General features: G+C 65.3%; 16 protein-coding genes. 12 read left to right on the plus strand and 4 right to left on the minus strand.

Going from position 1 to position 18,407, the window contains the following annotated elements; genetic code table 11:
- Positions 1 to 216: 216 nt before the first annotated feature.
- The 4 genes from PTT45_RS07390 to PTT45_RS07405 all read left to right on the plus strand — a co-directional run bounded on the left by PTT45_RS07390 (position 217) and on the right by PTT45_RS07405 (position 2,909).
- Positions 217 to 756: a TetR/AcrR family transcriptional regulator gene (locus PTT45_RS07390; protein ID WP_273812406.1), complete on the plus strand. Its 540-nt coding sequence runs from the start codon at positions 217 to 219 to the stop codon at positions 754 to 756.
- Between the two features lie 41 nt (positions 757 to 797).
- On the plus strand, positions 798 to 1,661 hold the full coding sequence (locus PTT45_RS07395) for an alpha/beta fold hydrolase (protein WP_273812408.1): 864 nt from the start codon (positions 798 to 800) through the stop codon (positions 1,659 to 1,661).
- Between the two features lie 151 nt (positions 1,662 to 1,812).
- A complete protein-coding gene (locus PTT45_RS07400) occupies positions 1,813 to 2,463 on the plus strand; it encodes a bifunctional 4-hydroxy-2-oxoglutarate aldolase/2-dehydro-3-deoxy-phosphogluconate aldolase (protein ID WP_273812410.1) in 651 nt (216 codons plus the stop codon).
- On the plus strand, positions 2,460 to 2,909 hold the full coding sequence (locus tag PTT45_RS07405; RefSeq protein WP_273812411.1) for an acyl-CoA thioesterase: 450 nt from the start codon (positions 2,460 to 2,462) through the stop codon (positions 2,907 to 2,909). Before PTT45_RS07400 ends, PTT45_RS07405 begins: the two co-directional genes overlap by 4 nt.
- On the opposite strand, the gene PTT45_RS07410 is transcribed toward PTT45_RS07405, so the two are convergent.
- The gene (locus tag PTT45_RS07410; protein WP_273812413.1) at positions 2,906 to 3,301 is read right to left on the minus strand and encodes a hypothetical protein; all 396 of its coding nucleotides are present in this window, start codon (positions 3,299 to 3,301) and stop codon (positions 2,906 to 2,908) included. The two genes, PTT45_RS07405 and PTT45_RS07410, sit on opposite strands and share 4 nt — an antisense overlap.
- Positions 3,302 to 3,394: 93 nt before the next feature.
- On the opposite strand from PTT45_RS07410, the gene PTT45_RS07415 reads away from it, so the two are divergent.
- Positions 3,395 to 4,363, plus strand: a complete 969-nt coding sequence (locus tag PTT45_RS07415; protein WP_273812414.1) for a tRNA dihydrouridine synthase — start codon at positions 3,395 to 3,397, stop codon at positions 4,361 to 4,363.
- A 139-nt stretch (positions 4,364 to 4,502) separates the two neighbouring features.
- On the opposite strand, the gene PTT45_RS07420 is transcribed toward PTT45_RS07415, so the two are convergent.
- Complete coding sequence (locus tag PTT45_RS07420; protein WP_273812416.1) at positions 4,503 to 5,249, minus strand: SDR family oxidoreductase; 747 nt, start codon at positions 5,247 to 5,249, stop codon at positions 4,503 to 4,505.
- Positions 5,250 to 5,359: 110 nt separating this feature from the next.
- Between PTT45_RS07420 and PTT45_RS07425 the strand changes: the two genes are divergently transcribed.
- Positions 5,360 to 5,809: an Hsp20 family protein gene (locus PTT45_RS07425; RefSeq protein WP_273812418.1), complete on the plus strand. Its 450-nt coding sequence runs from the start codon at positions 5,360 to 5,362 to the stop codon at positions 5,807 to 5,809.
- Between the two features lie 55 nt (positions 5,810 to 5,864).
- Here the strand turns inward: PTT45_RS07425 and PTT45_RS07430 are convergent, their stop codons facing one another.
- Together PTT45_RS07430 and PTT45_RS07435 are read right to left on the minus strand one after the other, a co-directional pair.
- Entirely contained in the window at positions 5,865 to 8,783 is a 2,919-nt protein-coding gene (locus PTT45_RS07430) for an EAL domain-containing protein (RefSeq protein WP_443218163.1), read from the minus strand.
- A gap of 91 nt (positions 8,784 to 8,874) precedes the next feature.
- On the minus strand, positions 8,875 to 9,771 hold the full coding sequence (locus PTT45_RS07435; RefSeq protein ID WP_273812420.1) for a LysR family transcriptional regulator: 897 nt from the start codon (positions 9,769 to 9,771) through the stop codon (positions 8,875 to 8,877).
- A gap of 174 nt (positions 9,772 to 9,945) precedes the next feature.
- On the opposite strand from PTT45_RS07435, the gene leuC reads away from it, so the two are divergent.
- From leuC to PTT45_RS07465, 6 genes are all read left to right on the plus strand, one after another.
- Positions 9,946 to 11,373, plus strand: coding sequence for a 3-isopropylmalate dehydratase large subunit (leuC, locus tag PTT45_RS07440; protein ID WP_273812421.1), 1,428 nt, complete (start codon positions 9,946 to 9,948; stop codon positions 11,371 to 11,373).
- 11 nt (positions 11,374 to 11,384) lie between these two features.
- Positions 11,385 to 12,032: a 3-isopropylmalate dehydratase small subunit gene (leuD, locus tag PTT45_RS07445; protein ID WP_273812422.1), complete on the plus strand. Its 648-nt coding sequence runs from the start codon at positions 11,385 to 11,387 to the stop codon at positions 12,030 to 12,032.
- 13 nt (positions 12,033 to 12,045) lie between these two features.
- The gene (gene leuB / locus PTT45_RS07450) at positions 12,046 to 13,128 is read left to right on the plus strand and encodes a 3-isopropylmalate dehydrogenase (protein WP_273812423.1); all 1,083 of its coding nucleotides are present in this window, start codon (positions 12,046 to 12,048) and stop codon (positions 13,126 to 13,128) included.
- A gap of 57 nt (positions 13,129 to 13,185) precedes the next feature.
- Positions 13,186 to 14,298 carry an aspartate-semialdehyde dehydrogenase gene (gene asd, locus PTT45_RS07455; RefSeq protein ID WP_273812425.1) on the plus strand — a complete coding sequence of 371 codons (1,113 nt, stop codon included), beginning with the start codon at positions 13,186 to 13,188 and terminating at the stop codon, positions 14,296 to 14,298.
- A 104-nt stretch (positions 14,299 to 14,402) separates the two neighbouring features.
- On the plus strand, positions 14,403 to 15,407 hold the full coding sequence (locus tag PTT45_RS07460) for an aspartate-semialdehyde dehydrogenase (protein ID WP_273812426.1): 1,005 nt from the start codon (positions 14,403 to 14,405) through the stop codon (positions 15,405 to 15,407).
- Between the two features lie 153 nt (positions 15,408 to 15,560).
- Positions 15,561 to 18,407: a FimV/HubP family polar landmark protein gene (locus tag PTT45_RS07465; RefSeq protein ID WP_273812427.1), complete on the plus strand. Its 2,847-nt coding sequence runs from the start codon at positions 15,561 to 15,563 to the stop codon at positions 18,405 to 18,407.

The raw sequence follows: 18,407 nt of genomic DNA on the forward strand, positions 1-18,407 counted from the left end.
GGCCTAGGACACCGCCCTTTCACGGCGGTAACAGGGGTTCGAGTCCCCTAGGGGACGCCACTTTCTTTCCGCGTTTTGCGGACTTCAAGGGTCATTCTTCGGAATGGCCCTTTTGTTTTTCTAGCATCTGATTTTTGCCGATGAATGGTCGCGCAGAACACTTGTCTGTTTTTATTATGGCAATAATATTAAATCCATAATCTGATGGAGGCAGTCATGAGCGACAAGAAGGCGAAGACCCGCGAGCGCATCCTCGATGCCGCCACTGCGGCGTTGATCCAGCGCGGTCCCTTGGAGCCTGTCCTGGGCGAGGTGATGAGTGCGGCGGGTCTCACGGTAGGCGGCTTCTATGGCCACTTCGCGAGCAAGGACTCGCTGATGCTGGAGGCGTTTCGCCAGTTGCTCGAGCGCCGCCGCCAGATGCTCAGCCGCCTGGACGACAGCCTGAACGCCGAAGAGCGGCGTGCACTGGCCGCAGCCTTCTATCTGTCGCGCTGGCATCGTGACGCCGGCGGTGATGCCTGCCCGCTGCCGAGCACGCTGGGCGAGGTCAATCGCCTGCCGGAGCCGTTCCGGGCGGTGCTGATCGAACATGTCGAGTTGATGGTGGCCGAGCTGGCCGGCAGTCCGGAGGACGCCGACAAGGCCCTGGCGGACCTGGCGCTGATGGTCGGTGGCCTGAGCCTGGCGCGTGCGCTGGGCGAGGGAGAGCTCTCTGATCGAGTTCTGCGTGCCGCCAAGTCGGCGGTGCTCTGAGGTGCGCCCGCGCGACGGGCTTTTGTGGAAGGAGAAGCGAGATGAGTAGCCTGAGCTGGATTCGTGGCTTCAACGCCACCATTGGTCGCCTGGCCCCGGATGTGGCAGCCAGCAAGATGCACCGGGCCTTCCTTACGCCGCATGGGCAGCCGCCGCGCGACTGGGAGCTGCCATTGCTGGCCGATGCCGAGCGCATCACGCTGCGTTTCGGCCTGTCCGCATTGCGCTGGGGGCAGGGGCCGGCGGTGCTCCTGCTGCATGGCTGGGAAGGGCGGCCGACCCAGTTCGCCGAGCTGATTCGCGCCCTGGTTCGCGCTGGCTACGGTGTGGTGGCCCTGGATGGCCCGGCCCACGGCCATTCGCCGGGGCATGAGGCCAACGTGGTGCTATTCGCCCGCGCTCTGCTGGAGGCCGCCAGCGAGTTGCCGCCGCTGAAGGCGGTGATCGGCCACTCGCTGGGTGGTGCCGGCGCGTTGCTGGCTACGCAACTAGGCTTGCGCACTGAAGCGCTGGTCACTATCGCCGCTCCTGCGCGCATTCTCGGGGCGCTGCGCCGCTTCGCCCATTTTGTCGGCCTGCCTCGGCAGGCGCGGGCGCGCTTCGTGCGGATGGTCGAGGAGAGCGCCGGCATGCCCGCAGCGCAGTTGGATGTGGAGCGCTACCAGCTGGATTTCCCTGGCCTGGTGATCCACGCCAAGGACGATCCCATGGTGCCGTTCACTGAGGCGCAGAGCATTCACCAGGCCTGGAGCGAGAGTCGCCTGTTGGCGCTGGATGCGGGCGGGCACAGCCGATCGCTGGCAGACCCGCGGGTGATCGAGGCGGTGCTGGAGCTGCTCGGCAATGCCGGTTTGCATGCAGCGGCGGAGCGCCATGTGGTCAGCGCAACGGCTCTGGCATCCTGATTACGCTTGAACGCAACGCGCTGCGGGCTGCTCTAAAACGTTACACTCCCCCCATGTATTCGGCGGGCCGGAGTTGTGCTCCGACCCGCTCCGGTGCCGTCACAGCAGACAATGCCGTCCGGGGCTGGAATCTCGATGAGGGGGAAATGACATGAGCCTGACCATGGAAGCGGTGCTGCAGCGGGCCCGCCCGGTGTTGCCGGTTTTGGTGATCGAAGACTGCGATCTGGCCGTCGATCTGGCGCGGGCGCTGCATGCCGGTGGCATCAGCGTGCTGGAAGTGACGTTGCGCACGCCACGGGCGCTGGACGCCCTGGCGGCCATCCGCAAGGCGCTGCCGGATCTGCTGGTGGGCGCGGGCACGGTGATCCATGCCGAGCAGTTCCAGGAGGCCCGTGATGCGGGTGCGCAGTTCACTGTCAGCCCTGGCTGCACCGAGCGCCTCGCGGCGGCGGCGGACGATTCCGGTATGCCTTACCTGCCGGCGGTGATGACGCCCTCTGAAGTGCTGCTGGCGCTGGAGTACGGCTACCGCTCGCTCAAGCTGTTCCCGGCCAATGGCAATACCAGCGTGAAGATGCTGAAGAGCTTCAAGGGGCCCTTCACCGGCATTCGCTTCTGCCCGACCGGTGGCATTACTGCGGACAACCTGTCGAGCTTCCTGCGCCTGCCCAACGTGGCCTGCGTTGGCGGCACCTGGATTGCGCCTGACAACCTGATCCGCGCGCGGGCCTGGGACCAGATCACCCAGCTGACCAGCGAGGCCTGCGCCCTGGCGGCGAGCCTGGAGGCCAAGCCGTGAGCTGGGATCTGCCGCAGCCCTTCGTCATCGATCTGCAGGTAGTGGCCGACGATATCGACGGCCTGGGCCATGCCAACAACGCGGTCTATGTCAGCTGGCTGGAGCGCTGCGCCTGGCGCCACTCGCAGCACCTGGGGCTGGACCTGACCGAGTACCGTCGTCTGGACCGAGCCATGGCGGTGTTGCGGCACGAGATCGACTATCTGGCGGCGGCCTACGAGGGCGAGGAGCTGCAGATGGCCACTTGGATCGTCGAATCCGACCACAAGCTGAAGATGACCCGGCGCTTCCAGCTCTGGCGTCCGGCGGATGCCTGCACCCTGTTGCGCGCGCAGACCACCTTCGTCTGCATCGAGCTGTCCAGCGGCAAGCCCAAGCGCATGCCGGTGGAGTTCGTCGAGGGCTACGGCCAGGCGCTGCTGGAACCCTATCCGCTAGAGCTCTAGTTGAGCAGCGGGGCGAGGAATACCTGCCCCGGCTTGACCATGATCGCGAACTGCCGCGTCTCGCCCGGCCCCAGCAGCACCGATTGCGTGGGGCCGGGGCCCTGGCCGCCGCAATAGCCGGCGGAGGAGATGGCTACTGCGACACTGAGGGTGCCGCTGGGCAGGTCCAGGGCCTTGCGTTCGCCAGGGCCGAGTGTCGCTGCCACCTCGCGATTGACGTACAGCTCCACGTCGCAGGCGTTCGGTGCGTTGTTGTCGCGGCTGAAGATCAGTCGTCCGGGCTCGCCTGCCACCGGCTGCGGTGGCTGCACCAGAACGCCGCGGGGCAGGGTTTCCTCAGCCTGGGTCAGGCTGGCGAGCAGGCACAGAGCGAGTAGCGAATAGCGCGGCATGGTGAATCTCCCTTTGGTCTCCTGCAGTGTGGACCATCTTGCGTCGCGCGAGTGGCACCTTAAACTGTGCGCCCTATTTCTGCGGACCATTCCATGCAAATCGCCCTGGCCCCCATGGAGGGGCTGGTCGACGAAATCCTGCGCGATGTGCTGACCCGTGTCGGCGGCATCGACTGGTGCGTCACCGAATTCATTCGTGTCTGCGACCGTCTGCTGCCTGAGACGGCCTACCACAAGCTGGCGCCCGAGCTGGCCGTGGGGGCGCGCACCCAGGCGGGTACGCCGATGCGTGTCCAGCTGCTCGGCTCCGACCCGGTCTGCCTGGCGGACAATGCCGCCTTCGCCTGCACCCTGGGCGCACCGGTGATCGACCTCAACTTCGGCTGCCCGGCCAAGACGGTGAACAAGTCGCGTGGTGGCGCCGTGCTGCTCAAGGAGCCGGAGCTGCTGCACGCCATCCTGCGAGAGGTGCGCCGCGCCGTGCCGGCGCAGATTCCTGTGACTGCCAAGATGCGCCTGGGCTTCGACAGCCCGGACTGCGCGCTGGACTGCGCGCGGGCCCTGGTCGAGGGTGGCGCCGACCAGTTGGTGGTGCACGCACGAACCAAGGTCGATGGCTACAAGCCGCCGGCGCACTGGGAGTGGGTGGCGCGGGTGCAGGAGGTGGTCAAGGTGCCGGTGTACGCCAATGGCGAGATCTGGACCGTGGACGACTGGCGGCGCTGCCGCGAGGTCAGTGGCGCCGAGGACATCATGCTCGGCCGCGGCCTGGTCTCGCGCCCTGACCTGGCCCGGCAGATCGCCGCCGCCCGCGCTGGCCAGGAGGTCGTGCCGATGAGCTGGGACGAGCTGCTGCCACTGCTGCAGGACTTCTGGCTGCAGGCCCGACGCAAGCTGGCGCCGCGCTACGCGCCGGGGCGTCTCAAGCAGTGGCTGGCGATGCTCACCCGCAGCTACCCGGAGGCGGTGGCGCTGTTCGCCGAGGTGCGCCGGGAGAATGACTGCCAGCGCATCGACCAGCTGCTCGGTGCGCCCGAGGCAGCCCTGGCCGAGAGTGCCTAGGGTCTGGGCGAGAAGTCGTCGAGCGAAGGTCAGGCAAGGCAAAAACAGGCGAAGAAGCGCAGTTTACAAGTCGTAAATGAGCATTCTGAGCCTGTTTTTAACGCAGCATCACCGAGCGCAGACACTTATCGTCCGGAGCCTAGCGGCCGCCGCTGACATCGATGAAGGTACCGGTGCAGTAGGACGACTGCGCCGAGGCCAGCCACAGGATCGCCTCCGCCACTTCCTCCGGCGTGCCACCGCGCTGCAGCGGCACGCTGCCCTTGAGTCGCTCGATGCGCCCCGGTTCGCCGCCGGCGGCGTGGATGTCGGTGTCGATCAGGCCCGGGCGCACGGCGTTGACGCGGATGCCATCGCCCGCCAGCTCGCGGGCCAGGCCGATGGTCAGGCTGTCCACCGCGCCCTTGGCCGCGGCATAGTCGATGTACTCGCCGGGTGAGCCGAGGCGGGCGGCCATGGACGAGACGTTGACGATTGCTCCGCCGGCGCCGCCCTGGCGGCTGGACATGCGCCGGATCGCCTCGCGGCAGCAGAGGAAGGTGCCGATCACGTTGGTGCTCAGCACCCGCTGCCAGCGCGCCGCATCCATCTGTTCCAGGCGCATCTGCTTCTCCAGCATGCCGGCGTTGTTCACCAGGGCGTCGAGGCGGCCGTAGTGCGCATCCAGCTCGGCGAACAGACGCAGCACATCATCTTCGTTGTCGACATCCGCTTGCACGGCGTGGGCCCTGCCGCCGCTGGCGGTTATCTCGGCGACCAGCGCTTGGGCCGCCTGGGCCTGCTGGCGATAGCTCAGCAGCAGGTCGTAGCCCTGGCGAGCCGCCAGGCGGGCGGTGGCGGCGCCGATGCCGCGGCTGGCGCCGGTGATCAGCATCACTTTGTTCATCTGATTCCTCCCTCCCTTGAAATCCGCAGCGGGGCTCCCATCTATTTCAGGCGGGATGCCGAAGTCGGGTCCCGCGACCCAATACTTGCTGATTATTCAGGAGATGCACCATGAGCAACGTCCTTTCCCTGGCCCCGCTGTTCCGCCATTCCGTGGGCTTCGACCGTTTCAACGATCTGTTCGAGTCGGCGCTGCGCAGCAGCGAGAGCGGCAGTTCCTATCCGCCCTACAACGTCGAGAAGCATGGCGACGACCAGTACCGCATCGTAGTCGCGGCCGCCGGCTTCCGTGAAGAAGACCTCGAACTGCAGGTCGAGCGTGGCGTGCTCACCGTCAGCGGCGGTAAGCGCGAGCGCGCCGGCGAGGGCGTCACCTTCCTGCATCAGGGCATCGCCCAGCGTGGCTTCAAGCTGTCGTTCCGCCTGGCCGACCATATCGAGGTCAAGTCCGCCGGGCTGGCCCATGGCCTGCTGAACATCGAGCTGGTGCGCATCGTGCCGGAAGAGGCCAAGCCCAAGCGCATCCCCATCGGCGGCGAGAAGCCGGTGCTGCAAGGCTGATCGTTCGCGGCGAATAGAGAAGGGCACCCAGGGGTGCCCTTCTTCGTTTCAGGCGTCAGGCGCGCCGGCTGGCCAGCAGCAGGTCGTGGAACTCCAGCAGCGGCACCGGCTTGCTGAACAGGTAGCCCTGGTACTGGTGGCAGCCCTGCTGCAGGAGGAACTCCAGCTGTTCCGGCTGCTCGACGCCCTCGGCGATCATCTGCAGGTTGAGGCTGCGCGCCATGGCGACGATGGCGCGGATGATCTCGGCGTCGTTGGGGTCGGTGGTGGCGTCGCGGACGAACGATTGGTCGATCTTCAGTACGTCCACCGGCAGGCGCTTGAGGTAGGTCAGCGAGCTGTAGCCGGTGCCGAAGTCGTCCATGGCGAAGCTCAGGCCGAGCTTCTTCAGGCGGTGCATCTTGGCGATGGTGTCGTCGAGGTTCTGGATGACGATGCCCTCGGTGATCTCCAGCTTGAGCATGCGTGCCGGTAGCTGGCTCTGCTGCAGGCTGCGTTCCACGCGCTCGACGAAGTCGTTCTGGCGGAACTGCCTCGGGCTGATGTTGACGCACAGCTGGAAGCTGTCGCGGCTGATCATGCCGTCGCGCAGCAGGCGGGAAGTGGCATGGCAGGCCTCGCTGATGACCCAGGCGCCGACCTCGAGGATCAGGCCGCTCTCTTCCAGGACCTGGATGAACAGCGCCGGAGACTGCGGACCCAGGGTCGGATGGTGCCAGCGCAGCAGGGCCTCGCAGCCGATCACGCTGCCGTCGCGGGCGTCCACCTGGGGCTGGAAGTACAGCTCGAACTCGCCGCGGGCCAGGGCCAGGCGCAGGTCGCTCTCCAGGCGCAGGCGTTCGCTGGCGGCGTCCTGCATGGCCTTGCGGAAAATCTGGATGGTGTTGCGCCCGGAGTCCTTGGCCCGGTACAGGGCGATGTCGGCGCGCTTGAGCAGGTCGGTGGGGTTGTCGCCGTGATCGGGAATCAGGGCGATGCCGATGCTCGGCGTCACTTGCAGGCGGTGGCCGTCCAGCAGCATCGGCTCGGCGAGCAGGCGGCGCAGCTTCTCCGCCACCTGGCGGACCTGGCGGTTGATCTCGGTGCGGCTGCCTTCCAGGCCGGAGAGCAGCACCACGAACTCGTCGCCGCCCAGGCGCGCCACCGTGTCTTCCAGGCGGACGCTGGCTTCCAGGCGCGCGGTGACCATCTTCAGTACGGCGTCGCCGACCGGATGGCCGAGCGAGTCGTTGATGTGCTTGAAGTGGTCCAGGTCGAGGAACAGCAGCGCGCCGTGCAGGGCGTGACGCTTGAGCAGGGCGATCTGCTGGGTCAGGCGATCCATCAGCAGGGCGCGGTTGGGCAGGTTGGTCAGCGGGTCGTGGTAGGCCAGGTGCTGGACCTGGGCCTGTGCGGCCTTCAGCTCGCTGATGTCGCGGGCATTGAGCAGCAGGCAGGGGGTGTTGTTCAGCTCGATGGGCTCGACGGAGACCTCGACCAGCTTGATGCTGCCGTCGCGGTGCTGGCCATGCATCTCCAGGTGGTGGGCGCGACCCTCGCTGCGCACCAGTTCCACCATGCGCGCGCGCTCTTCGGGGTGGGCCCAGACGTTGAGCTCCTGGGCGCTGCGGCCGATGACTTCGTCGGGGCGATAGCCGGTGAGGCGGCAGAAGCCCTCGTTGACCTCGATGTAGCGACCGCTGTCGCGCTCGGTGATGGTGATGGCGTCCGGGCTGGAGTGGAACGCCTTGGCGAACTTCTCCTGGCTGGCCTTCAAGGCGGCTTCGGCCGACTGGCGCGCGGTGATGTCGCGGAAAGTGGTGGTGATGCACAGCTGGCGATCGACGCGGATGAAGCGGCTGGACACCACGCAGGTCAGCTCGTGGCCATCCTTGGTGCGGTAGCGCGCCTCTTCATTGCTCAGGCCCTGTTGCTCGGTCAGCTTGTTGAACAGTTGCTCGCGCTGCTGGGTGTCGGCCCAGAAGCTCAGCTCGGCCGAGCTGTGGCCGACGATCTCCTGGGGCTGCCAGCCGAAGGTCTGGCAGAAGCTCGGGTTGACCTCGATGAACATGCCGTCACGGATGCGCGTCACGCAGATCGGGTCCGGGCTGGCCTGGAACAGGGTGACGAATTTTTCCTCGGAGGCGGCCAGGCGCTGTTCGCGCTGCACGCGCTCGGTGATGTCCATGAGGATGCCGGCCATGCGCAGGGGCGCGCCCTGGCTGTCGCGGTAAAGCTTGGCAGTGCTCTCCAGGTAGCGCATCTCGCCGTTTTCCAGGCGCGTGCGGTAGGTTACCTGGTAGTCACGCTGTACGCCGTCCACGGCATCGCGGTAGGCCTTGCGCATGATCGCGCGGTCTTCCTCGGGGACATGCTGGAAGAAGCCGCTGAATTCGCCGTGGAAGGGCTCGGCGCTAAGGCCGTGCAGGGTGGCGGCGCGCGCCGAGCCGTAAAGCATGCTGCTGGGGATGTGCCAGTCCCAGGTGCCCAGGTTGGCCGAGTCCAGGGCCAGGGTCAGGCGCTCCTGGCTGTCGCGCAGGGCCTGTTCCTGTTCCTGTTGGTCGGTGATCTCGCGGATCACCCCGAAGACCTGTTTGCGACCGTTGGCGTCCAGTTGCGCGCGCCCGCTGATTTCCAGCCAGTGCAGGCTGCCGTCCGGCCAGCGGATGCGATGGTGCATCGCGTCGGGAATGGTCTTGCCGTCGAGCACCTGCTGGAACAGGCGCTGGACCATGCTGCGGTCTTCTTCGGGGATCAGCTCGATGTAGTCGACCTGATGTTCCAGCGGGTGTCGTGGGTCCAGGCCGAACAGTGCCTGGGCGCCGCGCGACCAGTTGACCCTGCCGCTCTCGATGTCCCAGTACCAGGCGCCGAGGTGCGCGCCGGTCAGCGCTGCGAGCAGGCGCGGGGCGTCCTGCCAGGTCTTCTCGAACTCGGCGGGATCCAGGGCTGGGATATAGGGAAAGGGCGGCAGCTTAGGTTTGGACATTGCGATTCTCGTCCGGTGCTTGGCACGACATGGCCGCCTGGTTGCAAGGCGCATGGTAGAGGCATGCAAGCGTCTTTCTTATCGTTATGCCGCCACGTTAGCCGCTGATCGGCTCACAAGGCAAGTGACGTTGTTCGTCGAGCAGTGCCATGAAGGCTTTGGCCGCGTTGGAGAGGGTCCGTTCCCTGTGCAGGATGTAGCCGAGGCGGCGCTGCAGCTGGATGCCGGGCAGTGGCAGGCGTACCACCTGGTCGTCGAGCATGGTGCGCGGCAGCACGCTCCAGGCCAGGCCGATGGAGACCATCATCTTGATGGTCTCCAGGTAGTTGGTGCTCATGGCGATGTTGGGGATCAGTCCTTGAGCCTGGAACAGGCCCTGGACGATGTGGTGGGTAAAGGTGTTGCCGCCGGGGAATACCGCCGGGTGCAGCGCCACGTCAGCCAGGCTCACCGCGCCGTTGCGCGCCAGCGGGTGCTCGGGTGCGGCGACGAAGTCCAGCGGGTCGTCCCACACCGGCACCGCATGCACCGGCTCGCGGGTCTCGGGGGCCAGGGTGATCACCGCCAGCTCGGCGCGGCCGTGGAGGATCTCCTCGTAGGCCACTTCGGAATCGAGGAACTGGATGTCCAGCGCCACCTGCGGATGCGCCCGGGTGAAGGCGCGCAGCAGTGGCGGCAGGCGATGCAGGCCGATGTGGTGGCTGGTGGCCAGGGTCAGGCGGCCGGACACCTCACCATTGAGGTTGGTCAAGGCGCGGCGGGTGTCGTCCAGTACATTGAGGATCTGGTAGGCGCGTGGCAGCAGGGCGCGGCCGGCCTCGGTCAGGCTCACCTCGCGGCCCAGGCGGTCGAACAGGCGGGTGTCGAGCTGCTGCTCCAGGCCGGCGATGCGCTTGCTCACGGCCGGCTGGGTCAGGTGCAGGCGCTCGGCGGCCTCGGAGAAGCTGCCGGCCTCGGCGATGGCGATGAAGGCGTTGAGGTTGGCCAGATCCATGTGTCGGTGCTCGGCGTGTAGTTGCCGGTCTTATATCGCATCGCATTCCCGTCAGGAATGTTTTGAATAAAAAATATGAATTGGAGTTATTTGATCCGAATCCCTAGGATCGCCACATCAGCAGAAGGGTTATAAGCCCTCAGCAAGCACATGACCTGATCGAGGACATAGCAGATGGCCGGCAAGACGCTCTACGACAAGCTCTGGGAAATGCACGAGGTGAAGCGCCGCGACGACGGTTCGTCGCTGATCTACATCGACCGGCAGATCCTCCACGAAGTGACCTCGCCCCAGGCTTTCGAGGGCCTGCGTCTGGCCGGGCGCAAGCCGTGGCGCATCGACGCCAACATCGCCACCCCGGACCATAACGTGCCGACCACCAAGGCCGAGCGCCAGGGTGGCCTGGAAGCCATCGTCGACGAAGTCTCTCGCATCCAGGTGCAGACTCTCGACGAGAACTGCGATGACTTCGGCATCCTCGAGTTCAAGATGAACGACAGCCGCCAGGGCATCGTCCACGTGGTCGGTCCGGAGCAGGGCGCCACCCTGCCGGGCATGACCGTGGTCTGCGGCGACTCGCACACTTCCACCCACGGTGCCTTTGGCGCCCTGGCTCACGGCATCGGCACCTCCGAGGTCGAGCACGTGCTCGCCACCCAGTGCCTGGTGGCCAAGAAGATGAAGAACATGCAGGTGCGCGTGGAGGGCCAGTTGCCCTTCGGCGTGACTGCCAAGGACATCGTCCTCGCGGTGATCGGCAAGATCGGCACCGCCGGTGGCAATGGCCATGCGCTGGAGTTCGCCGGCAGCGCGATTCGCGACCTGTCGCTGGAAGGCCGCATGACCATCTGCAACATGTCCATCGAGGCCGGTGCCCGCGTCGGCCTGGTAGCGGTGGACGAGAAGACCATCGCCTACGTCGAAGGCCGCCCGTTCGCACCCAAGGGTGGCGACTGGGACAAGGCAGTGGCCCAGTGGCGCGGTCTGGTCTCCGATGAGGACGCGGTGTTCGACACCGTGGTCGAGCTCAAGGCCGAAGACATCAAGCCGCAGGTCAGCTGGGGCACCTCGCCGGAAATGGTCCTGGCCGTCGACCAGAACGTGCCGGACCCGGCCGTTGAGGCTGACCCGGTGAAGAAGGATTCGATCACCCGTGCCCTGAAGTACATGGGCCTGACCGCCAACCAGGCGATCACCGATATCCAGCTGGATCGCGTGTTCATCGGCTCCTGCACCAACTCGCGCATCGAAGACCTGCGTGCTGCTGCCGAGGTGGCCAAGGGTCGCAAGGTCGCTGCGACCGTCAAGCAGGCGCTGGTCGTACCCGGCTCCGGCCTGGTCAAGGCGCAGGCCGAGCAGGAAGGTTTGGACAAGATCTTCATCGAGGCCGGTTTCGAGTGGCGTGAACCGGGCTGCTCCATGTGCCTGGCGATGAACCCGGACAAGCTGGGCAGTGGCGAGCATTGCGCCTCGACCTCCAACCGCAACTTCGAAGGCCGTCAGGGTGCCGGTGGTCGTACCCACCTGGTCAGCCCGGCCATGGCCGCCGCCGCCGCGGTGACCGGCCGTTTCATCGACGTGCGTGAACTGATCCAGGCCTGAGGAGACCGAACATGAAAGCCTTTACCCAGCACACCGGTCTAGTCGCGCCGCTCGATCGCGCCAACGTCGACACCGATCAGATCATTCCCAAGCAGTTCCTCAAGTCGATCAAGCGCAGTGGTTTCGGCCCCAACCTGTTCGACGAGTGGCGCTACCTGGACGTCGGTCAGCCCAACCAGGACTGCTCCGGCCGTCCGATCAATAAAGAGTTCGTGCTGAACTTCCCGCGCTACCAGGGCGCCAGCGTGCTGCTGGCCCGCGAGAACTTCGGCTGCGGCTCCTCCCGCGAGCACGCGCCATGGGCGCTGGACGAGTACGGCTTCCGTACCGTGATCGCGCCGAGCTTCGCCGACATCTTCTTCAACAACAGCTTCAAGAACGGCCTGTTGCCGATCGTCCTCAAGGACGAGGAGATGGACGAGCTGTTCCAGCAGGCCGAGGCCACCGAGGGCTATCAGCTGACCGTGGACCTGGCGGCGCAGACCGTGACCCGTCCGGACGGCGTGCAGTACCACTTCGAGGTCGATGCCTTCCGCAAGCACTGCCTGCTCAACGGTTTCGACGATATCGGCCTGACCCTGCAGGACGCTGAGGCGATCAAGGCCTTCGAAGGCAAACATCAGCAGAGCAGCCCGTGGCTGTTCGGCGCCATCAAGTAATCAAGGAACATCCATGAGCAAGCAGATTCTGGTTCTCCCTGGCGACGGTATCGGCCCGGAGATCATGGCCGAGGCGGTCAAGGTGCTGAACCTGGCCAACGACAAGTACGTGCTGGGCTTCGAGCTGTCCTTCGATGACCTGGGTGGCGCCGCCATCGACCGCTACGGCGTGCCGCTGGCCGACGAGACCCTGGATCGCGCGCGCGCTGCCGATGCCGTGCTGCTCGGCGCCGTTGGCGGTCCGAAGTGGGACACTATCGATCCGGCCATCCGCCCGGAGCGCGGCCTGCTGAAGATTCGTTCGCAGCTGGGCCTGTTCGGCAACCTGCGCCCGGCCATCCTCTATCCGCAACTGGCCGAGGCTTCCAGCCTCAAGCCGGAAGTGGTCGCCGGCCTGGACATCCTCATCGTCCGTGAGCTGACCGGTGGCATCTACTTCGGCCAGCCGCGCGAGAGCAAGGTGCTGGAGAACGGCGAGCGCATGGCCTACGACACCCTGCCGTACAGCGAGAGCGAGATTCGCCGCATCGCCAAGGTCGGCTTCGACATGGCCCGCGTGCGCAACAAGAAGCTGTGCTCGGTGGACAAGGCCAACGTGCTGGCTTCCAGCCAGCTGTGGCGCGCCGTGGTCGAGGAAGTGGCCAAGGACTACCCGGACGTCGAGCTGTCGCACATGTACGTCGACAACGCTGCCATGCAGCTGGTGCGTGCGCCCAAGCAGTTCGACGTGATGGTCACCGACAACATGTTTGGCGACATCCTCTCGGACGAGGCCTCCATGCTCACCGGCTCGATCGGCATGCTGCCGTCGGCCTCGTTGGATGCCAACAACAAGGGCATGTACGAGCCGTGCCACGGCTCCGCCCCGGACATCGCCGGCAAGGGCATCGCCAACCCGCTGGCGACCATCCTCTCGGTGTCCATGATGCTGCGTTACAGCTTTGGCCAGGTTGCTGCAGCCGATGCCATCGAGCAGGCCGTGAGCCTGGTGCTGGATCAGGGCCTGCGTACCGGCGACATCTGGTCGGAAGGCAAGACCAAGGTCGGTACCGCCGCCATGGGTGATGCGGTAGTCGAGGCGCTGCGTAGTCTGTAATCTTTCCGGCCCCGTCCAGCTATCAGGACGGAGCCGCTTATAGAGGTGTGAGTCGTTATGAAACGTGTAGGTCTGATCGGTTGGCGCGGTATGGTCGGTTCCGTGCTCATGCAGCGCATGCTGGAAGAGCGTGACTTCGACCTGATCGAGCCGGTGTTCTTCACCACTTCCAACGTCGGCGGCCAAGGCCCGGCGATTGGCAAGGACGTCGCCCCGCTGAAGGATGCCTACAGCATCGACGAGCTGAAGACCCTCGACGTGATCCTGACCTGCCAGGGCGGCGACTACACCAGCGAAGTCTTCCCCAAGCTGCGCGAAGCCGGCTGGAACGGCTACTGGATCGACGCGGCCTCCAGCCTGCGCATGGCCGATGACTCGGTGATCGTGCTGGACCCGGTCAACCGCAAGGTCATCGACCAGTCGCTGGACGCTGGCACCAAGAACTACATCGGCGGCAACTGCACCGTCAGCCTGATGCTGATGGCCCTGGGCGGTCTGTACGAAGCCGGTCTGGTCGAGTGGATGAGCGCCATGACCTACCAGGCGGCCTCCGGCGCCGGCGCGCAGAACATGCGCGAGCTGATCAAGCAGATGGGCGCGATCAACGCGTCCGTGGCCGATGAGCTGGCCGACCCGGCTAGCGCCATTCTCGACATCGACCGCAAGGTCGCTGAGGCTATGCGCGGTGAGTCGTTCCCGGTCGACAACTTCGGCGTGCCGCTGGCCGGCAGCCTGATCCCCTACATCGACAAGGAACTGCCCAACGGTCAGAGCCGTGAAGAGTGGAAGGGCCAGGCCGAGACCAACAAGATCCTCGGTCGCTTCAAGAGCCCGATCCCGGTGGACGGCCTGTGCGTGCGCATCGGCGCCATGCGTTGCCACAGCCAGGCGCTGACCATCAAGCTGAACAAGGACGTGCCGATGGCTGACATCGAAGGCCTGATCAGCCAGCACAATCCCTGGGTCAAGCTGGTGCCGAATACCCGCGAAGCGAGCATTCGCGACCTCGGTCCGACTGCCGTCACCGGCACCCTGAGCGTACCGGTCGGTCGCCTGCGCAAGCTCAACATGGGCACCCAGTACCTTGGCGCCTTCACCGTCGGCGACCAGCTGCTGTGGGGCGCGGCCGAGCCGCTGCGCCGCATGCTGCGTATCCTGCTGGAGCGTTGAGCGCCAGCGTAGTGCCAGAGGGCCGGTCATTGACCGGCCCTTTTTATTTTCCGGTCCGGGCGAGTAGAGTGCCGGCCAATCCGCTATTGCCTTGAGGTTTTCCGATGTCCAAGACCCTCGATATCGCCGTGATCGGCGCCACCGGTACCGTCGGCGAAGCCCTGGTGCAGCTCCTGGAGGAGCGCGAGTTCCCAGTCGGTAGCCTGCATTTGCTGGCCGGTGGCGATTCTGCCGGTCAGGCCGTGCCGTTCCGTGGCAAGAATCTGCGGGTGCGGGAGTTGGCTGGCTTCGATTTCGCCCAGGTGCAGCTGGCGTTCTTCGCCGCTGGTGAGGAGGTCAGCCGACAGTGCGCGCTGCAGGCCCATGGCGCCGGCTGCTCGGTGATCGATCTGAGCGGGGCTCTGGAGCACGGCCTGCCCATCGTGCCCGAGGCCAACGGCGAATTGCTCGGTGGGGCGACGGCTCCCTTCCTATTAGTAAGCCCGGCTCCGGTCGCCACCGCTCTGGCCGCCGTGCTGGCGCCGCTGCGTACCAGTCTTGGTCTGCGCCGGATCACGCTGAATGCCGTGCTCTCGGTCTCCAGCCTGGGGCGTGCCGGGGTAACCGAGTTGGCTCGCCAGACTACCGAGCTGCTCAACATGCGCCCGCTGGAGCCTCAGCAGTTCGATCGCCAGGTGGCATTCAATGTATTGGCTCAGGCTGGCGCGCTGGGCGAGGGTGGTCACGCCAAGGTGGAGTTGCAGATCGCCCGCGATCTCAAGCGGGTGCTGGCGGTCGACGGGCTGAAGGTCTCGGTTAGCTGCGCCGTGGCGCCGGTGTTCTTCGGTGACAGCCTGGCAGTTTCCCTGGAACTGGATGCGCCGGTGGATCTGCCGGAAATCACCCGCCTGCTGGAGCAGCAGAGTGGTATCGAGCTGGTGGAGCAGGGCGATTATCCGACCGTGGTTGGTGACGCGGTGGGGCAGGACGAGCTGTATGTTGGGCGGCTACGCATCGGCATGGATGACCCGGCGGAGCTCAATTTGTGCATTGCGTCAGATAATGTGCGAAAAGGCTCTTCGCTCAATGCTGTGCAAATTGGTGAGTTGTTGATAAAACACTATCTGTAAAAGATACTTAGCCCCAAATTTGAAGAATTATTCTAGCTTGGCAATACTGTTTTGGTAGTTCGCTGACGGGGAGCCGCTTTCGGGTGGGTGCAGGCAGCGCGCTTCAAATCCTCTCGTTCAACGAGAAAAAAAGATAAAACAAGGGATTACGCTATGGTTCGGGTTCGCAAACTGGTGCTGGCAATTGCGGCTGCTTCCGCGCTGACCTCGGGTACGGCACATGCACTGGGACTAGGGGAAATCGACCTGCAGTCCTCGCTGAGCCAGCCGCTGGTGGCGGAAATCGAGCTGCTCGAAGTGCGCGATCTGGCGCCCAACGAAGTAATCCCCGCGCTCGCCTCGCCGGAAGAGTTCAACAAGGCAGGTGTCGATCGTCAGTATTTCCTGACCGATCTCAAGTTCACCCCGGTCATCAAGGCCAACGGCAGGAGCGTGATTCGCATCACCTCGACCAAGCCGGTGCGCGAGCCCTACGTCAACTTCCTCGTCGAAGTGCTGTGGCCGAACGGCCGCCTGCTGCGCGAGTACACCCTGCTGCTCGATCCGCCCATGTATGCACCGACGCCGGTGGTCAGCGCCGCTCCGCGCCTGCCGGTCGCCACTGCACCGGCGCCGCGCCCGCAGACTGTTGCACCGACTCCGCGCCCGGTGACTCCGTCCGCCAGCGCTCCGGCCCGTCCGGCTGCTCCGGTCGCACCGACTCCGGCAGCCGCTCCCGCAGCTGCCAGCAAGATCGATGGCGATCAGTACAAGACCACGTCCAATGACACCTTGTGGGAAATTGCCCAGCGCAGCCGTCAGGGTGGCTCCGTGCACCAGGCCATGCTGGCCATTCAGGATCTCAACCCGGGTGCATTCCTCGACGGCAACATCAACCGCCTGAAGAGCGGTCAGGTGCTGCGCCTGCCAACCGATGCCCAGGTCAAGAACCGCAGCCAGAGCGAGGCTCTGGCTCAGGTCACCGAGCAGAACAATGCCTGGCGTGAAGGCCGTAGCCTTGCCGCCAGCACTTCGCGTCAGCTGGATGCGACCAAGCGCGACAGCGCTGGCGCTGCGCCGGCCAAGGCCGATGCCAAGGACAGCCTGAAGCTGGTGTCGGCGGACAGTGGCAAGTCCACTGCCGGCAGCGACAAGGGCAAGGGTGACAGCAAGGCACTCAGCGACCAGCTGGCCGTGACCAAGGAAAGCCTGGACTCCAGCCGTCGCGAGAGCGAGGAGCTGAAAGGGCGCCTGGCCGATCTGCAAAGCCAGTTGGACAAGGCCCAGCGCCTGGTTGACCTGAAAGACAGTCAGCTGGCCAAGCTGCAGGCCGATCTGGCGCAGCAGGACAAGGCCGCTGTTACTGCTGCCCAGCCCGCTGCACCTGTGGCGCCTGTGGCACCGACGACTCCTGCCCAGTCGGAAGCTGCCAAGCCTGCTGCTCCGGTGGCTGATGCCAAGCCGGCCGAGGCGAAGCCCGTCGAGAAGCCGGCAACCACTGACTTCAATTACGAAGAAGGTGCGGCCAAGACCGAGCCTACCAAGCCAGCTGTCGAGGCTCCTGCCGTTCAGCCGGCCAAGCCTGTAGTTCCTCAGCCTGCCAAACCCGCAGAAGCCGCCAAGCCGGCTAAGCCTGCCAAGCCAGTCGCTCCAGCCAAAGAGCCGGAGCCGCAAGGCCTGCTCGATCAGGTCCTGGCCAACCCCATGCTGCTCGGTGCGGTAGGTGGTGGTGCGCTGTTGCTGCTGCTGGTTGGTCTGATGGTGCTGTCGCGTCGTAATGCGATGAAGGAAGCCGAGCTGCAGAGCAGTCTGAATGGTGACTCGTCGGACAATGCCTTCGCCAGCGACATGGATCTGCAGGACGACAGTTTCGCAGGTCTCGACGACGCTGCTGACGAGACTCTGGTGCGCGAGTCCGAGGAGCGTGTTGCTCCGCAGACTGCCGACGCGCTGGGCGAGGCCGATATCTACATCGCCTACGGCAAGTTCACTCAGGCTGCCGAGCTGCTGCAGAACGCCATCAACGATGAGCCGCAGCGCAGCGATCTGCGTCTGAAGCTGATGGAGGTGTATGCCGAGCTGGGTGATCGTGATGGCTTCGCTCGTCAAGAGCAGGAGCTGCGTGAGATCGGTGGTGCTTCCGGCGCGGTAGACCAGCTGAAGGCCAAATACCCGGCCATGGCTGCGACTGCCCTGGCTGCTGGTGGCGCGCTTGCAGCTGCCGATGATCTGGACAGTTTCAGCCTCGATGATCTGACACTGGACGAGCCTGCTGCGGCCCAGCCAGCAGCGGCTGCCGCCGATCTGGACGACTCCTTCGACCTGAGCCTGGACGACCTGGATGTAAGCCTCGACGAGCCGGTGGCCCCGGCTGCTGCGGAAGCGACTCTGGACGATCTGGAGCTGGACGCAGGTCTGGACTTCGATACTCCGGCTGCGCCGACCAGCGCTGCCGCTGATCTGGACTTCGATCTGGAGCTGGGTGCTGATAGCGCCAGTGACAGCCTGTCCCTCGGCGACGATCTGGCAGACTTCAGCCTGGATCTGGAGACTGAGAGCAAGCCGTCCGAGATCGCCGCTGAAGATGACTTCATGCTGAGCCTGGATGACGAGCCGATCACTCCGGCCGCGCCAGCTCCGAGTGCCGAGGTTGATCTGGATATGCCGGCCGACTTCGATCTGTCGCTGGCCGATGAGGCTCCTGCGGTTCCGGCTGAAGACAGCTTCGCTGCTCAACTGGATGAGGTGTCTGCAGAGCTGGATCAGCTGAGCAACGGTTTGGCCGACGAGCTGCCGGCTGCTCAGCCGGAAGCGACTTCTTCCGCCGCAGGTCTGGACATGGATGACGACTTCGACTTCCTTTCGGGTACCGACGAAACCGCCACCAAGCTGGACTTGGCTCGTGCCTACATCGATATGGGCGACAGTGAAGGCGCCCGCGATATCCTCGACGAAGTGATCGCCGAGGGCAGCGAAGGTCAGCAGCAGGAAGCGCGCGAGCTGATCGGCAAACTGAGTTGA

The organism is Pseudomonas sp. Gutcm_11s, assembly GCF_028649395.1.
In the GTDB taxonomy this organism is placed as follows: Bacteria; Pseudomonadota; Gammaproteobacteria; order Pseudomonadales; family Pseudomonadaceae; genus Aquipseudomonas.

What these genes read in the sequence shown, in the direction of transcription:
- PTT45_RS07465 (WP_273812427.1), top strand. Translation starts at nt 15,561, where the DNA reads ATGGTTCGGGTTCGCAAACTGGTGCTGGCAATTGCGGCTGCTTCCGCG.
- PTT45_RS07415 (WP_273812414.1), top strand. Translation starts at nt 3,395, where the DNA reads ATGCAAATCGCCCTGGCCCCCATGGAGGGGCTGGTCGACGAAATCCTG.
- leuD (WP_273812422.1), top strand. Translation starts at nt 11,385, where the DNA reads ATGAAAGCCTTTACCCAGCACACCGGTCTAGTCGCGCCGCTCGATCGC.
- PTT45_RS07435 (WP_273812420.1), bottom strand. Translation starts at nt 9,771, where the DNA reads ATGGATCTGGCCAACCTCAACGCCTTCATCGCCATCGCCGAGGCCGGC.
- leuB (WP_273812423.1), top strand. Translation starts at nt 12,046, where the DNA reads ATGAGCAAGCAGATTCTGGTTCTCCCTGGCGACGGTATCGGCCCGGAG.
- PTT45_RS07420 (WP_273812416.1), bottom strand. Translation starts at nt 5,249, where the DNA reads ATGAACAAAGTGATGCTGATCACCGGCGCCAGCCGCGGCATCGGCGCC.
- PTT45_RS07410 (WP_273812413.1), bottom strand. Translation starts at nt 3,301, where the DNA reads ATGCCGCGCTATTCGCTACTCGCTCTGTGCCTGCTCGCCAGCCTGACC.
- asd (WP_273812425.1), top strand. Translation starts at nt 13,186, where the DNA reads ATGAAACGTGTAGGTCTGATCGGTTGGCGCGGTATGGTCGGTTCCGTG.
- PTT45_RS07400 (WP_273812410.1), top strand. Translation starts at nt 1,813, where the DNA reads ATGAGCCTGACCATGGAAGCGGTGCTGCAGCGGGCCCGCCCGGTGTTG.
- PTT45_RS07460 (WP_273812426.1), top strand. Translation starts at nt 14,403, where the DNA reads ATGTCCAAGACCCTCGATATCGCCGTGATCGGCGCCACCGGTACCGTC.
- PTT45_RS07395 (WP_273812408.1), top strand. Translation starts at nt 798, where the DNA reads ATGAGTAGCCTGAGCTGGATTCGTGGCTTCAACGCCACCATTGGTCGC.
- leuC (WP_273812421.1), top strand. Translation starts at nt 9,946, where the DNA reads ATGGCCGGCAAGACGCTCTACGACAAGCTCTGGGAAATGCACGAGGTG.
- PTT45_RS07425 (WP_273812418.1), top strand. Translation starts at nt 5,360, where the DNA reads ATGAGCAACGTCCTTTCCCTGGCCCCGCTGTTCCGCCATTCCGTGGGC.
- PTT45_RS07390 (WP_273812406.1), top strand. Translation starts at nt 217, where the DNA reads ATGAGCGACAAGAAGGCGAAGACCCGCGAGCGCATCCTCGATGCCGCC.